This window comes from Gordonia amicalis (assembly GCF_022059885.1).
GTDB classification, from domain to species: Bacteria; Actinomycetota; Actinomycetes; order Mycobacteriales; family Mycobacteriaceae; genus Gordonia; species Gordonia amicalis.
Genome location: NZ_CP091855.1, coordinates 1,663,718 through 1,678,885 on the forward strand (window position 1 = coordinate 1,663,718; position 15,168 = coordinate 1,678,885).

Sequence of the window (15,168 nt, forward strand, 5' to 3'; positions counted from 1 at the left end):
GTCTATCACGAGCGACCGTGCCGCGTCATGCCCTATGCCGATCCTTACCTGTTGACGGGATGGTCGGGAAGTTCAGGGACCGACGCTTGTCAGATCCCCATGGGTCCGTCCGCGTGTCTTTTGCGATGGTCCCGGGGCGCGCCGGAAGCGGTCGATGTCACCCGGCCACCAGCTTGCAGTGCCCAGCAGCACCGCTAGTGCCGGGACTACTAAGGTCCGCACCAGGAACGTGTCGAGCAGCAAACCGACACCGATGATGAACCCGATTTGCACCATCACATCGATGGAGCCGACCATCAGCCCGAACATGCTGGCTGCGAAGATCAACCCGGCCGAGGTGATCACCGAACCGGTGTAGGCGACGGTACGCATTACTCCGACCCGCACGCTCGCTCTCGTCTCCTCTCTCAGGCGTGAGACCAGCAGCATGTTGTAGTCAGCGCCCACCGCCACCAAGACGATGAACGACACCAGTGGAGCTGGCCAGGCGATCCCGGCACCGAGGATGTGTTGAAGTACGAGCACACCGATACCAAGAGCCGCCATATAGTTCAAGACGACGGTTGCAAGGAGATAGACCGGTGCAACGACGGCCCGCAACAACAGCATCAGGATCAGACCCACGATGAGAAGTGTGGCTATGCCAAGCAGTTTGAAATCGTACGACAACAACCGCTGGACGTCGGCATTGATCGCAGGAAAGCCCGCGACCGAAGCACGTCCGCCCTCCAGAGTGGTGTTCGGCATCGCGTTCTCGGCGACGCTAGACAGCTCGTTCGCCAGCGTCATTGCATCGGCAGAGTATGGGTCGTAGGAGGTCTGTACCGCATAGCGCACGGTTTTCCCGTCGGGCGAGATGAACTGTCGAGCGACCTGACTGAACTGCTGGTCCTTGAACGCATCCGCGGGGAGATAGAAGCCGGTTGCCGAATCAGAATCGCCGATCTCGCGGGCGGGAGCCCGAAGCTGTGCGGCGACCTGTGCTAGTCCACCGAGTAGCTGAACGTTGCTGTCCACCAAAGCCCCGACTCCGTTCGACAACTGACGTGCGCCGTCGGCGAGTGCGCCGACGCCGGACTCGAGTTGCGAGACCCTGTTCCCGAGGTCCTGTCCACCGATGGTCTGTAGTGCAGAATTCAGCGTTTGAAGAGAACGCTGCAGCTGTGCCATGTCGGTAGAGCCTGGCGCACTCACGCGGCCGAGTTGCGCGGCAAAGTTAGCCACCCTCGCGAGCGACTGATCATCCGCGAGTGCCCGGATGTCGGCCGTTTGCGCGCGCAGTGCCGAGCACTGCGCGATCTGCTGACACCACGGAGCTTCCAATGCGGACAACGCTGGCGCGACCGCGTCTGCCGCAGACTGGGCCCGACGTGCGAGTTGAGACAGCTCAGGCGCTCGCTGGGAGAACTGTCGAAGCGTTGGGGCGGCGCTCGCGAGTTGGTTCACCAACGGCCGGTACTCATCGAGTTGTGGGCCAAATGACGACACCTCGTCTAGCAACCCCGACAGCGGAGCGAGATTGGATGAGATCTGGTCTTCTAGCAGTGCCAGGCCTCCGGCGAGCTGCTCTGATCCGGTCTTCAGGACGGCCAGATCACCCTTGCGGGCCTGTACATCTCCGGTCTCCTCGGTGATCTTGGTACCGATCTGATCGTTCTGCCAAGACAATTGCGCCTGCTGCAGCTTCTCACCGGTTGGCCGCGTCACGCCAATGACCCTGGTCACGCCGGGAATCTGCGCGACGCGGGATGCCAACTGGTCGAGGTCGGCAAGGCCTTGAGCCGTGCGCATGTCGTTCTCGGACTCCACCACCAAGAATTCCGAGATAATGATGTCTTTCGGAAAGTGGCGGTTGAGCAGCGCGTAGCCTTCGTTGCTCCCTGTGTCAGTTGGCTGCCCCTCTCGATCGTCGTAGGTGATCTGAATTGTTGCGGCGACCAGGGCGAGGCCAATCAACGCGACTACACTGATCGCGAGCAGAGGGACCGGCCGCCGGATAACCATGACTCCGACTCTTCTCCAGTAATCCCGCGTCAGGTCACGGCGGGGAAGGCCGGCCCCTCTCTTGGCAGCGAAGGAGAGCACGGGGGGCAACAATGTCACCGTCGCCAAGAATGCGAATGCTATGGCGATTGCGCAGGCCGGCCCCAAAGTGTTGAACACACTGAGCTTGGCGAAGGCCATAGCCAGGAAGGCTAGGGCCACAGTGCCCGCCGATGCGAGAACCACGCGGCCGATAGTTGCATTCGCGTGGGCAATAGCGGCATCAGGAGAGTTGCCTGCTCGAATACCCTCATGATAGCGGCTGATGAGGAACACCGAATAGTCAACTCCGGCACCGAAGATGATGACGGTCATGAACATCGAGGTGAACTGGGATACCGGCATGCCCAGCTCGCCTAGTCCAGATAGAACTCCGCGACCCACGGCCAAACTCATGCCCACGACAAGCAGCGGCATCAGCGCGGTGAACACCGAACGGTAGACGACGAGGAGGATCACGGCGATCAGCAGCACGGTGGCGACAGTGATCAGGACCAGATCCGACTCGCCCACGGCGAGTTGGTCGCTAAAGGTCGCGGGTGGGCCTGTCACACGGACTCTCGTCTCAGTGTCGCGAAAGATTCTCTCCGCGGTGTCGCGTACCGCTGCGACCGCCTCCGCGGTATCGGGTCCCCCGAGTGTGCCGGTCACTCCCACGGGCAGATACCAGGCTTGCTTGTCTTTGCTGAGAGCCTGACTCGCAGTGAGGGGATCGCTCAGCAGGTCTCGGACGGCGATGACGTGCTTGTCGTCCGCCCGCAGGGTGTCGACAAGCACGTGGTATCGATCGCGGGTGTTGTCGGACAGGCCTGCACTGTTCTCCATCACAACGAATACGGTGGTCTTGGCGCCGCGCTCGTCGAAAGAGGCGCCCATACGGTCCAAGGTCTGAAAAGACGGGACTCCGGCCGGGATCGGATCCACAGATTGTTCCCGTACCACTGACTCCAGTTGAGGAAAGAGAAGGCCTAAGCCGATAGCGGCACCGAGCCAAACCAGCGTCACAATCCCTTTGCGGCGGAGGGTAAACCATGCAACCCGCTCAAGGGTCGGACTGTATTCGCCGAGTTTCTCGCCCCCTCTCGACGAGCGGGTTCGAATGGGAGACGAACTCACCATGTGCAATATCCTCTCGACCTGAAGTGGGCGACCCAATCGTTCGGATCCGTCTGGCGAACGTCCGTGCGGTGGATGATTGTCACTTGTGGTGCTCGGCCATGTCTTCGACCTCCTCGAGAGTGGTGGGCAGGTGGTATGGGGGGGTGCTCTTACCTGAGATGCGGTATCGGCCCCAGAAGTCGGGATCCCCGACGACACACTCCGCTCGGCCCTCGGGGGTCGTAAATACAGCGATCGCGCGGGCGCCTTCCAGGAGCTCGTCGAGCTCATCATTCTTCTGAATCCGGCCATACCAGGTGTAGAGGCCGTTCAGCGGCTGGAAATAGCCTTTGATCTTCGCTTCGACATGGATCTCCGTCCCGCGGCACACCAGGGTCCCTTCGCCGGAGTAGTCGAGGTCATGGTCGTCGTACATGAGTCCTACCTTCTTCGCACTGAGCATTGACAAGTAACGCGGCTCGTGGATACTAGCAGTACCAGATACTACAAGTAATGGGTACTGGGCGGGGTGCTGGGCGTCGGACCCAACTCCCAGCCTTGAACGACCGAGGAGACGACATGACCGTGCAGAATGTCCAGATCAAGCCCGACTTTTCGACGGAAGGCATGGCTCGGGTGAACGGACGCAAGCCCGTCGACATGGAACGATCGGCGGGTCGATTGTTGCGGTCTTCCGCAGAGAAGTTCTACGACGCGGAGATCGACATCGACTGGGAGTCGCCCTGGGAGGAAGGCAAGTACTTTCTGCCAGAGCACCGGGTGTCGCTATACGGCACCAAACTGTGGAACAAGATGACCGAGGAGCAGCGTCGCGAGCTGGGACGCCACGAGATCGTGAGCATCCTCAGCTTCGGCATCTACGCAGAGAACCTCTTGAGTTCGGCGCTCCTGCGCATGTCGGCAAAGGGGGCCCTAACCGATCAGAAGTCCCTATACGCGCTAACAGAAATCGGCGATGAGTCCCGCCATTCCACTATGTTCGCACGCCTTATTAACAAAACAGGCGTGCCCCCTTACAAGCTCCCTAAGGGCTTCTTGAGCTTCGCAAAGATCCTGCATTTCGTCCCCCTCGGACCGTCGGTGTCCGGAGCCACGCTGCTGATCGAGGAAATCCTGGACCGCGCCCAGCGCGAGGCGATGAACGACCCCGGTATGCAGCCTCAGCTTCGCCAGCTCATGAAGATCCATGTCCTCGAGGAAGCCCGTCACATTACCTTTGCGCGACTGGAGATGATCGAAGGCATGCAGCGTCGACGTAAGGCGACGCGCGCTTGGCACCGAGGAGTGCTTGCCGTCATCGCGAACCTGGCGTACCCGCTGCTCATAAATCCGAAAGTGTACCCCGCAGTGGGAATTAGCCGCTGGCGTGGCGTATGGGCACAACAAACCAGCCCAAACTATCGGACCAACCTGCAGTTCATGTCGGAGCCCATGATTCGGTTCTTCCATGAGGCGGGAATGCTGGAAGGCAAATTCACAATGGCCATGTGGCGCGCGACGCGGAGCCTTCCCGACGATCTCCGCTGATCTCCGTTCACGCGGCCGAGACGTCGCGGTCGACATCAGTTAGACCTGTGCGGAGCATTCTCGATGGCTTCGCGATCACCTCCGCCTCAACAGATCACCTGCTGCCACTGTGCGCAGGATGTGTTGTGCCAACGAACCCACGAGGGAGAAAGCATAAACATGGCATCATCAACTACCCGGCGCGCCTCGCGCGCCGCCGCCACAACTGACTCAACCGACGACCCGATTTCGACCAAGATTCTGATCATCGGAAGCGGGTTCTCTGGTCTCGGGATGGCCGCACAGCTAAGACGTCGCGGGTACAGCGACTTTCTAATCCTGGAGAAGGCAAGCTCCGTCGGTGGAACCTGGCGCGACAACACCTATCCGGGCTGTGCATGTGACGTCCCGTCGCTGATGTACTCGTACTCATTCGAGAGTCGAGGTAGCTGGTCGAAGGTGTGGTCGTCACAACCAGAAATTGAGCGGTATCTACAAGACGTGGCGGACAAGCGCGGCGTGACACAAAAGATTCATTTCGGTCAGAAGTTGGTTTCCGGATACTGGAGCGAGTCAGAGTCGCGGTGGCACCTGCGTACTGAGTCCGGACGTGAGTACATTGCTCAGTTCGTAGTCTCAGGAGTCGGTGCGCTGCATATCCCCAATTTTCCCGAAATTTCGGGGATTGAGGACTTTAAAGGCGAAGCGTTTCACTCCGCACAGTGGGATCATTCGGTGGATCTGGAGGGCAAGCGTGTCGCCGTGATCGGCACTGGTGCCAGCGCTATCCAGTTTGTGCCGTTCGTGCAGAAGGAGGCCATGTCCCTCAAGGTCTTCCAGCGAACCCCTGCCTGGGTCCTACCCCGCAAGAATTTCACCGTTCCGCCGGCCCTGCGGACTCTTCTGAGCAGACTCCCGATTGCACGTCGTATCGCCAGGTGGTCGGTGTACTGGGGTGCGGAGAGCCTAGCCTTCGGCCTCAACGGTCACTCCAACCTTATGCGGCCAATCGAACGGGTCGCTCGGTGGAACATTGAACGCTCCATCTCTGATCCGGTACTACGCAAGAAACTGACCCCCTCATATCGCATCGGCTGTAAGCGAATTCTGGGGTCAAACGATTATTACCCTGCACTTGCGGCGCCCAACACCACTGTCATCAGCGATCGGATTGAGAGGGTCACCGCTGATTCCATCGTCACCTCAGACGGCGTCGAGCACCCCATTGACGTAATTATTTATGCGACCGGTTTTCACGTGACTGATGGTTTCGATCAGCTCGCCCTGAAAGGTGCCACTGGCGAGGATCTCCCGTCCCACTGGCATCAGACGGGGATTAACACGCACCTGGGCATCACGACCGAGGGTTTTCCCAACCTGTTTTTCCTCCTCGGACCCAACACGGGCCTCGGCCACAACTCAGTGGTGTTCATGATCGAGCAACAGATCAAATACATCATGAAGGCTATCGACACAGTAGAAAGCCGAGGCGCTGAGAAGGTCGACGTACGCCCGTCCGTGCAAGAACGGTTCAACACCGACATCCAGCGGAAGCTGGCCAAGGGAGTGTGGACCAACGGCGGCTGCACGAGTTGGTATCTCGACTCGCAGGGCGTCAACCGGACCGTGTGGCCGGGCTTCACATGGCAGTACTGGCGCGCCACAAAAGATTTCGACCCCGCTGAGTACGACATCGCCTGAGCCCGAACGCACGGAGAGACACGATTCGTAGAAATGATGAGACGACATGAGTAATTCTGACCGGCATGATTACACAGGCAAGGTGGCAGTGATCACCGGTGCCGCGTCAGGGATCGGGCGGTCTTTGGCACTCCAGTTGGCGGAGCGAGGTGCCGCACTGGCACTGTCCGACATTGATGAGATGCACTTGAAGGAGACTGCAGAACTTTGCCGCACCACGTATGGGGCGACGGTAACCGCCGCCGTACTAGACGTTGCGGACCGCAGTGCGTTTCAGGACTATGCCGACGGAGTGCGGTCAGAGTCGGGCCACGTCGACATGGTGTTCAACAACGCCGGCGTGGCCTTGGGCGTCGACGTGGTCGACATGACCTGGGAAGACTTCGACTGGCTCATGGGCATCAACTTTGGCGGAGTCGTTAACGGGTCGAAGGCGTTTCTGCCTCACCTGATCGCGTCCGGGGACGGACATCTCGTTAACACGTCGAGCGTCTTCGGCTTGATCGGAATCCCCAGCCAGAGCGCATACAATGCCGCGAAATTCGGCGTCAGAGGCTTCACCGAGGCGCTCCGACAGGAGATGAAAATCAGTCGATACCCGGTCACAGTGACGTGTGTGCACCCGGGGGGTGTAAAAACCAACATCGTCAACAATGCCCGAGGCGTCTCCGCCATGGGGGCAGACACCGCGACTGTCGCCTCGTTGTTCGACAGGATCGCACGAAGCACCCCGGATAAAGCAGCGGCGACAATCCTCAAAGGTATGGACAAGAAGAAGGCACGAGTGTTGATCGGTGCGGACGCCCGCGGTTTCGACTTCGTGGCACGGGTGATCGGTCCCCGCTACCAGGACATCGCGGCGCCACTGACACGGGCGGGTTACGCGGTCGCACGTAGACAGGGGATCCTCAAGTGACCGTCGAACCCGATGCACGTCCGGCTGCCGCAGCCCGCTCACGCACCTTGACCGTCTCAGAAGTGATCCAGGAAACGAAAGACTCCGTCACCATTTCGTTCGAGATCCCCGATGCCATGGTCGAGGAGTTCAAGCATGTCCCAGGGCAATTCATCACCGTGAAGATCCCATCTGATCGGACCGATCATGTCGCACGATGCTACTCGTTGAGCAGCTCGCCTCACGTCGAGGACTTCCGTCTCGAGATCGGGATCAAGCGGACGGAGAACGGTTACGCATCGAACTGGCTGTGCGACAACGCGATCCCGGGAATGGAGTTGACCGTCCTCCCGCCGTCAGGGCACTTCACGGCTAAGAATCTCGACGTCGATTTTCTTTTCTTTGCAGGAGGAAGTGGGATCACTCCGGTCTTGTCGCTGATTAAGTCGGCCCTTGTGTGCGGCGGGGGCGAAGTCACACTGTTCTACGCGAATCGCGATGCCGAGTCGATCATGTACGAGGGCCAACTGGCGCAGATCACCTCCGAGTTCCCCGAGCGTTTCACGGTCTTCCACTGGTTGGAGTCGGCTATGGGGATTCCGGCACCTGAGGATGTCGAATCCGCCATACGTGAGCACCGCGGTGCACAGATCTACACCTGTGGTCCGGCGCCGTTCATGGATCTGGTGCAGAAGTCGGCGGAGGCCTGCGGTGTCGAGCACTCCTCGGTACATCGAGAAGTCTTTCAGTCACTGACCGGAGATCCGTTCGACATAGCCACGATGCGTCAGCTCAGTGACGACGATGGTGTGGCGACCGCCACAGTCTATCTGAATGGGCAGTCCATCACGACTGAGTGGCCGCGCAACACTCCGTTGCTCGACGTGCTATTGGCCCAAGGTCACAATGCCCCGTACTCCTGCCGAGAAGGGGCCTGCAGCGCGTGCGTATGCAAGCTGGTCGAGGGTGATGTAGAGATGGCACAAAACCACATCCTCGTTGAAGATGACATTGCCGACGGTGAACGGCTTGCGTGTCAGGCACTTCCGCTGACGGATGCAGTCACGGTGAGCTTCGATGACCTCTGAGATAGCGAGCGAGTCGCGAGTGTCGCGGCACCTCGAGGTCCTCTCCTCCGACGGAACCAGGTTATTCGCCCAGGAATTCGGCCCGGGCCGGGATGCTCCACTGCTGGTCTTTAGTCACGGCTGGGCCTGTCAGGGGCGTTTCTGGCGGCCACAGATCGAGCAGTTCGCGGCGACGCATAGGGTAGTGGTCTACGACCAACGCGGACACGGGTGGAGCGACCGGGGCCGGGCACCGTTCTCGGCGAGACTTCTGGCCGATGACTTGGAGGCCGTAGTTCGGGCGGTCGCCACTCCCACCGACAAGGCTGTCGTGGTCGGACACAGCATGGGAGGTATGTCCATCATGAGCTGGGCAGCTGAGTACCCAGCCTCGGTGTCGGAGCTGGCCCGCGGAGTAGTACTGGCAAGCACCGGGCCATCACAGTTGGTGGATCGGTCAACGTTGCTCAAAGTTCCCCGACAGCTACGACCGAGACTTGAACGGGCCTTCGCGGCTAGTCTTGCGGTCGCGGGACCCGAGGTGCGGGACACGCGTTTGTCTCGCCGCCTGATTCGTTACGGAACCCTGGGCCCGGGCGCGACTGTCGAGGTAGTCGATGAGTGCGCCGACATCGTGTTGCGATGCCCACCACAGGTGCGGGGGATGTGGGGTGCCGTTTTGGCGACAATCGACGTCAGCAGGGGGGTTGACTCGCTGACAGTGCCGGCGGCGGTCATCGTGGGCGATGCCGACAGACTGACCCCGGCGGCCCATTCGGTGGATCTCGCAGCGCGACTGGGTCGGCGGGGCGTTCTATTCGAATTCACTCTTCTCGACAAGGTCGGTCACATGTCCAACCTAGAGGCCGTTGGAGACTTCAATTCAGCTGTGGCCAGGTTAGACAGATCCGCCTGAAGCTCGTCTCATTAACCAATGTCACGGCCACGCGGGCGCCACGTGCTCACTGGCGCGACGAGTCGTCCATCCTGATAACGTAGGAGGCCATGTCTGTAGTCCGTCGAATCTCCGCGGCCCCGGTGAAAGTGCAGCGTCGTGTGCGCGACGCACGAAGCACGCGTTGGGACGACCACCGCGCTGTCGTTAAGGCTGAACTCGTCGACGCCGCTATACGCGCGATCGAAAAGTTCGGCGATGCCGTGAGCATGGACGATATTGCGGAAGAGGCAGGTGCGTCGAAACCTAAGCTCTACCGCCATTTCGGTGACAGAGCTGGGCTCTATTCCGCCGTGGCAGCACGTCTGGGTTCGATGATGTGGGAGTCAGCGCAGTCAACTCTGCTCTCCGGACAGGAAGACAGCTCCGTTGACGAGCTGTTCCGTTCAGCGATCTCTGCATACGTATCCTTGGTCGACGACCATCCAGCGGTCGTCCGTTTCCTCATGACGAAACACATGTTCCAGTACTCTGAGTCCGGCGAGGGAGGGCCCGCAGATCAGTTGAGATCGGCAATGGAGATCATTTCTGACGAGTTCGCTCGTGGCCTCCGAGAGGTCGGCGGCGACGAGTCCCTCGTCGCCGTAGCAGTGGCCTCTATCCTAGGGGCTGGTCTATCAGCGACCCAGTGGTGGATCGATCAGGGTCGGCAGAATGGAATGAGCAGGGACTTGTTTGCCGCGCACCTGCGCCAGACCTCGTGGGGGATTATTGACGGCGCTGCGGCCACGGTGGGCGTTCGCTTTCATAGAGACAGGCCCTTCGGAGACCCTGCATTCGCCACTCGCGTCGACCCCGTCTAATCACCTCGCGCGAGTGGTCCGCCCTGTTGTCACGCACGCGGCACGACAGCTCACTCAAACGATGTGTATCCCACAAGTCCTGACTGCGGTGTGTCGAAAGGACCCTGACCCCGGGTGTTGGACACGCTGAATCCCGCAAGATTGGCGGGGGAAGCGAGATGATCGACACCGATGGCAAGGAAGAATTATCCCGACGAGTTCAAACGGGACGCGGTAGAGCTGTACCGAGACACCGAGGGCACAACGATCACGCAGATTGCCGATGAACTCGGCATCTTGTCCATGGCCATGAGAAAGTCCCCACTGGTGGCCAGGCCGAGGTCCCCGCTGGTGGCCAGATAAAAGTCCCCACCCTGTGTTCGTCGTGTCGACCCGGAACTGAAGGCCCAGGCGATGACGGTGAAGGTGCCAACCGATCACCATCACCGCCCGGGAGTTCCATTGAAGTCTGCGAAGGACCGTATGGACATCATTTCTGCTTACCGAGAACTCGGAAGCTGGGCCTTGACCCCGGATGGTGGACACGGGATTTGGATTAGGCAGCTTCTGACAGCGTAGCGAATGTGTGGTGTTTTCGTAGCTGGCCGGGCTGGAATAGGCGCAGCGGGAGTGCCGTCGTCGGAGGTTGTAGCGGACCAGCCAGCGGAACACGTCGCGGCGGCAGGTAGCAGCGTCGGGCCACTGGCTGCGGTCCTGCAGGATCTCGCGTTTGAGGCTGGCGTTGAACGATTCGGCGAGCGCGTTATCGGCACTTGACCCCACCGCGCCCATAGACTGGACAACGCCCAGAGCTGCGCAGAGTATCGCGAAATCCTTTGAAGTGTACTGGGCGCGTTCAATCGGTCGATGCAACACCGGGTTGTTGTACCGAGTGTAGTTGTTCGCCAAAGACTTCGGCGGGGGTCTTCCAGTTGAGGACTTTTCTAGGACGGCTGTTGAGGGTGTAGGCGATAGCCTCGAGGTCCTCCGAGTGAGGTGTGGAGCTGTCTAAGAACCGCTCCTCAACCCGGAGGTCTTCATGTCTCACCGTAATTCACCGTTGTCCCCGACTGGCCGGCTGCGTCTGGCGAGCTTGTCAAGATGTCTGTGTAAGAACGTGACTCCTGGGTTTCGTGTGGTTGCTGTGGGGGACTAGTTGAGGTGGGGTTCGATGCGGTCGGGGTAGGCCAGGGCGAGTTGCCCGAGGGCCTGTTTCCAGTTCGTCACGACTTGCCCCTCGACGAGTCGTCCGGGGGCTTTGCGGGTGGCGGCGGGCTTGCCGCGTTCCTTCTCTCGTTGCCGGGCGCGTTTGTCCTCGATGTCGCAGATGGCCAGCCACAGGAGTTTGCGGACTGCGACGTCGTTGGGGAAGTGGCCGCGGTTCTTGATCACCTTGCGGAGCTGGTAGTTCAGCGACTCGATCGAGTTGGTGGTGTAGATGACCTTGCGGAGCTCGGGAGGAAACGCCAAGAACGGAATGAACCGGTCCCAGGCACGGTCGAAAGCCATTGCTGACGGCGCTCATCGAAATTCCCCAGTGATGCTCATCTGAATTCCCCACCCGTGTGGCTCCGCCAGAGTAGGCGGGCCTCCCGTGATGCTGATGGTCTCTGACCACTCACCAGCAACCTCGGGAGGCCCGCTTTCATGTTGACACGGGAGAACGATGTGGAAGTACATGCACTGCACAACCGGGGGTGGACGATCTCGGCGATCGCCCGCCACACCGGCCACGATAGAAAGACGATCCGGGCCTACCTCAACGGTGAGCGCACCCCGGGCCAGCGCAAGAGGCCGGCGGTTGATCCGTTCGACCCCTACCTCGACTATGTCCGGGCCCGACTCGACGAGGACCCGCATCTGTGGTCACGCACGTTGTGCGATGAACTCGAGGACCTCGGCTACACCCAGTCGTATCAGACCCTGACCCGCCAGATCCGGACTCGCGGTCTGCGACCGAAGTGTGCGGACTGCGCGCAGGTCACCGAACGGGCGAATGCGATCATCGAACACCCGCCGGGTGAAGAGACACAATGGGATTGGGTGGAGTTGCCGAATCCTCCAGCGCAGTGGGGTTGGGGTTCGACCGCATTCCTGCTGGTCGGGTCACTGTCGCATTCGGGGCGGTGGCGTGGCTATCTGGCACCGGATATGACCCGCCCGCAGGTGATCGCCGGTATCGACCGCATCACCCGCCGCTTGGGTGGGGTCACCAAGTCGTGGCGGTTCGACCGGATGGCCACGGTGTGTCACCCGGCAACCGGCGCGTTGACCGCCGAGTTCGCCGGCGTCGCCAAGCATTACGGCGTCTCGGTGGCCGTGTGCCCACCCCGGCGCGGGAACCGCAAGGGTGTGGTGGAGAAGTCCAATCACATTGCCGCGCAACGCTGGTGGCGCACACTTCCTGACGAGCTGACCGTCGAGCAAGCCCAGACCAGTTGCGACACGTTCTGCCGGACCCGCTCGGATGTTCGGGTGCGCCGAACCAAAGATGGGCGCTCGAACGTGGCCACCATCGCCAAACGCGAACCCCTGAGCGCCCCGCCAGCAGCTCCGTACCCGACGACGGTCACCGAGGTGCGGAAAGTGTCTCGCCAGGCGCTGGTGGCATGGAAGGGCAACCAGTACTCGGTGCCCCCGGAGTTGGCGATGAGCGACGTGCACGTCAGTGAGCGTCTCGGTGACGGGCATATCGACATCGCCACCGACTCGGGCATCGTGATCGCCCGCCACCGCCTGGCCACTGCCGGCTCGGGAGCCCAAGTGCGTGACCACGGCCATGTCGTCGCCTTGGACACCCTGGCCCAGGCCGGCGCCTCATCGAGTCGCCGACCGCATCGCCGCAAGGAACGCATCCCACCCGGCCAGACCGCCCGACAAGCTGCAGAAGCGCTGCGCCGCGCAACCGCCCACCCCGCCACACCGACCGAGGCGTCGGTGATCGATCTGAGCGTGTACGAACGCGCCGCACAGAACAGGACCCAACTCCCATGACCAACAAGACCGACGAAACCACCACCACCTCCAATCCGAACAGTGATGCACCGCAGTCACAATCGGCGGTCTCGGTGTATCAGCAGCTACGTGGGCATCTCGCCGCACTCAAACTCGACTCCGCCGCGCAAGCCCTACCGCAGGTGCTGCAGACCGCCGCCGAGCAGGAGTGGACGATGACCTACACCCTCGAGCACCTCCTCGGCATCGAGGTCGATGCCACCGAGGCCCGCCGCCTGGCCGGGCGGCTGCGGTTCGCCTGCCCTGCCCACCCCCGCCACCCTGGACGGGTTTGACTACGACGCCGCCCCCGGAGTCGACCGAGCATTGATCCGCGAACTGGGCACTTGCGCCTACCTCGAATCGGCCACCAACGTGCTGCTCATCGGACCGCCCGGCACCGGCAAAACCCACCTCGCCGTCGGGCTGGCGCATGCCGCGGTGCACGCCGGCTACCGCACGTATGTGACACCGCCGCGGATCTGGCCGCCCGCTGCCACAAAGCCGCCATCGAGGGCCGCTGGGCCACCTGCATGCGATTCTTCGCCGGTCCCACCCTGCTGGTGATCGACGAACTCGGATACCTGCCGCTACCGGCCGAAGCCGCGTCAGCGCTGTTTCAAGTTGTGGCACAACGATATTTGAAGACAAGCATCGTGATCACCACCAACCGGTCAGTCGCCGAATGGGGTGAAGTCCTCGGCGACACCACCGTCGCCGCCGCCATGCTCGACCGACTGCTACACCGCTCCGTCGTGCTCAAACTCGACGGCGATTCCTACCGGCTACGCGACCACCACGCCCGCACCCAAAACCAGCGCACCGCCACCGCACCAACCCGACGGACGCTACAGTAGGAGCCGCCCACGGGTGGGGAATTTCAGTGAGCACACCTGGGGAAGTTTCTTGAGCCCCGTCATTGCCGCACTCGGGTATTTGACGCCCAGTTCCGAGTCACGGAAGGCCTCCCATTCGTGGCGGGCAGTATCGGCGTCGGGGGCGGTGTAGATCGGTTTGATCGCCCGGGCGACGTCTTTGCGGTCCTTGTAGTTCACGAATCGCATTGAGTTGCGGATCAGATGCACCACGCAGGTCTGGACCGTGGCCAGTGGCCAGGTCGCCTCGATTGCCTCGGGGAATCCAGTCAGTCCGTCGCAGCACACGATGAGCACGTCACGCACGCCGCGGTTGGCCAGATTCGCACATACCCCGGCCCAGAACTTCGCGCCTTCCTCGGCCTGAATCCAGATTCCCAGCACATGTTTGACGCCGGTCATGTCCACGCCAATAGCGATGTGGGCGTGTCTGTTTCGGACGTGTGCGCCGTCTTTGACTTTCACCACCAGGGCGTCGAGGTAGATGACGGGATACAACGCTTCCAGCGGCCGGTTCTGCCATTCATCGACCGCATCGAGGACCTCGTCGCAGATCTTGGAGATCGTTTCGTGGGACAGATCGGTGCCGATCGTCGAGGCCAGATGATGCTGGATGTCGCGTAACGTCATGCCGCCGGCATAGAGCGAGATGATCATGTCATCGAGCCCCCCGAGCCGGCGGGAGCCCTTCGGCACCAGACGTGGGGTGAAGGTGCCGGCACGGTCACGAGGGACGTTCAGCTCGACCGGCCCGGCCTCGGACTGCACCGTTTTCGGGCTCGACCCGTTCCGCGAGTTCGGCAACTCCCTCCCGGCCGGGTCGCCCTTCTCATAGCCGAGGTGATCGGTCAGTTCGGCCTTGAGACCGCGTTCGAGGGCGAGTTTGATCAGACCCGGGATCAGGCCGCCGTCGCCAGTGATCTGGACCTGGCCGGTATCGATCTGGGCCAACAGCTCATCGACCATGCCCGAGGCCTGCAGCGCTTCGGCCACCTCCGCAGTCGAACGCGGCTCGGCCAGCTCAGGCAACTGCCGGTCGCCGTTGTCGTGCTGCTTGTCGTCTAGGGCCATGCTCATAGATCTTCCTCTCACTGATGAGCACTTGGACTTACACAGACCATCTGACACCCCCGCTCGCGTGTCGCTCACGCAGCCTTCGCCTCAACCACGAATCGTGCGGCCGCCGTCGCTCAGTCGCTGTCTGGACTGTTGGGCAGGGGAAGGTCGCGGC

9 protein-coding genes and 4 pseudogenes are annotated in these 15,168 nt (G+C 61.3%); 8 read left to right on the top strand and 5 right to left on the bottom strand.

Translation table 11 applies throughout. The features are described 5' to 3' along the window. Positions 1-72 precede the first annotated feature (72 nt). A complete protein-coding gene (locus IHQ52_RS07680; protein ID WP_006438828.1) occupies positions 73-3,162 on the bottom strand; it encodes an MMPL/RND family transporter in 3,090 nt (1,029 codons plus the stop codon). Positions 3,163-3,241: 79 nt separating this feature from the next. Then, positions 3,242-3,577 (bottom strand): DUF4873 domain-containing protein, encoded by a 336-nt coding sequence (locus tag IHQ52_RS07685; protein ID WP_096274901.1) that lies wholly within the window; start codon positions 3,575-3,577, stop codon positions 3,242-3,244. Positions 3,578-3,720: 143 nt separating this feature from the next. On the opposite strand from IHQ52_RS07685, the gene IHQ52_RS07690 reads away from it, so the two are divergent. The 6 genes from IHQ52_RS07690 (at position 3,721) to IHQ52_RS07715 (ending at position 10,089) form a co-directional block, all read left to right on the top strand. Beyond that, complete coding sequence (locus IHQ52_RS07690; RefSeq protein WP_006438830.1) at positions 3,721-4,689, top strand: AurF N-oxygenase family protein; 969 nt, start codon at positions 3,721-3,723, stop codon at positions 4,687-4,689. Positions 4,690-4,848: 159 nt separating this feature from the next. After that, on the top strand, positions 4,849-6,369 hold the full coding sequence (locus IHQ52_RS07695; RefSeq protein WP_006438831.1) for a flavin-containing monooxygenase: 1,521 nt from the start codon (positions 4,849-4,851) through the stop codon (positions 6,367-6,369). A 46-nt stretch (positions 6,370-6,415) separates the two neighbouring features. Next, positions 6,416-7,285: an SDR family NAD(P)-dependent oxidoreductase gene (locus IHQ52_RS07700; protein ID WP_006438832.1), complete on the top strand. Its 870-nt coding sequence runs from the start codon at positions 6,416-6,418 to the stop codon at positions 7,283-7,285. Further along, positions 7,282-8,352: a ferredoxin--NADP reductase gene (locus IHQ52_RS07705; protein WP_096273192.1), complete on the top strand. Its 1,071-nt coding sequence runs from the start codon at positions 7,282-7,284 to the stop codon at positions 8,350-8,352. Before IHQ52_RS07700 ends, IHQ52_RS07705 begins: the two co-directional genes overlap by 4 nt. Then, positions 8,342-9,247 (top strand): alpha/beta fold hydrolase, encoded by a 906-nt coding sequence (locus tag IHQ52_RS07710; RefSeq protein ID WP_006438834.1) that lies wholly within the window; start codon positions 8,342-8,344, stop codon positions 9,245-9,247. Before IHQ52_RS07705 ends, IHQ52_RS07710 begins: the two co-directional genes overlap by 11 nt. 89 nt (positions 9,248-9,336) lie before the next feature. Further along, a complete protein-coding gene (locus IHQ52_RS07715; RefSeq protein WP_096273194.1) occupies positions 9,337-10,089 on the top strand; it encodes a TetR/AcrR family transcriptional regulator in 753 nt (250 codons plus the stop codon). A gap of 573 nt (positions 10,090-10,662) precedes the next feature. Here the strand turns inward: IHQ52_RS07715 and IHQ52_RS07720 are convergent. After that, positions 10,663-10,914, bottom strand: a pseudogene (locus tag IHQ52_RS07720) (integrase core domain-containing protein); the annotation flags it as partial. Between the two features lie 306 nt (positions 10,915-11,220). Next, positions 11,221-11,583 (bottom strand): annotated as a pseudogene (locus IHQ52_RS07725) (transposase); the annotation flags it as partial. A gap of 132 nt (positions 11,584-11,715) precedes the next feature. Between IHQ52_RS07725 and IHQ52_RS07730 the strand changes: the two are divergent. Both IHQ52_RS07730 and istB read left to right on the top strand, forming a co-directional pair. Then, on the top strand, positions 11,716-13,062 hold the full coding sequence (locus tag IHQ52_RS07730) for a Mu transposase domain-containing protein (RefSeq protein WP_024498618.1): 1,347 nt from the start codon (positions 11,716-11,718) through the stop codon (positions 13,060-13,062). After that, a pseudogene (istB, locus tag IHQ52_RS07735) lies at positions 13,059-13,919 on the top strand (IS21-like element helper ATPase IstB). Before IHQ52_RS07730 ends, istB begins: the two are co-directional and overlap by 4 nt. A 63-nt stretch (positions 13,920-13,982) precedes the next feature. Here istB and IHQ52_RS07740 read toward each other — a convergent pair. Further along, positions 13,983-15,014: pseudogene (locus IHQ52_RS07740) on the bottom strand (IS256 family transposase); the annotation flags it as partial. Between the last annotated feature and the right edge of the window lie 154 nt (positions 15,015-15,168).

Excerpts from the sequence above, each read along its gene's own strand:
- IHQ52_RS07680 (WP_006438828.1), bottom strand. The coding sequence starts at position 3,162 with ATGGTGAGTTCGTCTCCCATTCGAACCCGCTCGTCGAGAGGGGGCGAG.
- IHQ52_RS07685 (WP_096274901.1), bottom strand. The coding sequence starts at position 3,577 with ATGTACGACGACCATGACCTCGACTACTCCGGCGAAGGGACCCTGGTG.
- IHQ52_RS07690 (WP_006438830.1), top strand. The coding sequence starts at position 3,721 with ATGACCGTGCAGAATGTCCAGATCAAGCCCGACTTTTCGACGGAAGGC.
- IHQ52_RS07695 (WP_006438831.1), top strand. The coding sequence starts at position 4,849 with ATGGCATCATCAACTACCCGGCGCGCCTCGCGCGCCGCCGCCACAACT.
- IHQ52_RS07700 (WP_006438832.1), top strand. The coding sequence starts at position 6,416 with ATGAGTAATTCTGACCGGCATGATTACACAGGCAAGGTGGCAGTGATC.
- IHQ52_RS07710 (WP_006438834.1), top strand. The coding sequence starts at position 8,342 with ATGACCTCTGAGATAGCGAGCGAGTCGCGAGTGTCGCGGCACCTCGAG.
- IHQ52_RS07715 (WP_096273194.1), top strand. The coding sequence starts at position 9,337 with ATGTCTGTAGTCCGTCGAATCTCCGCGGCCCCGGTGAAAGTGCAGCGT.
- IHQ52_RS07730 (WP_024498618.1), top strand. The coding sequence starts at position 11,716 with ATGTTGACACGGGAGAACGATGTGGAAGTACATGCACTGCACAACCGG.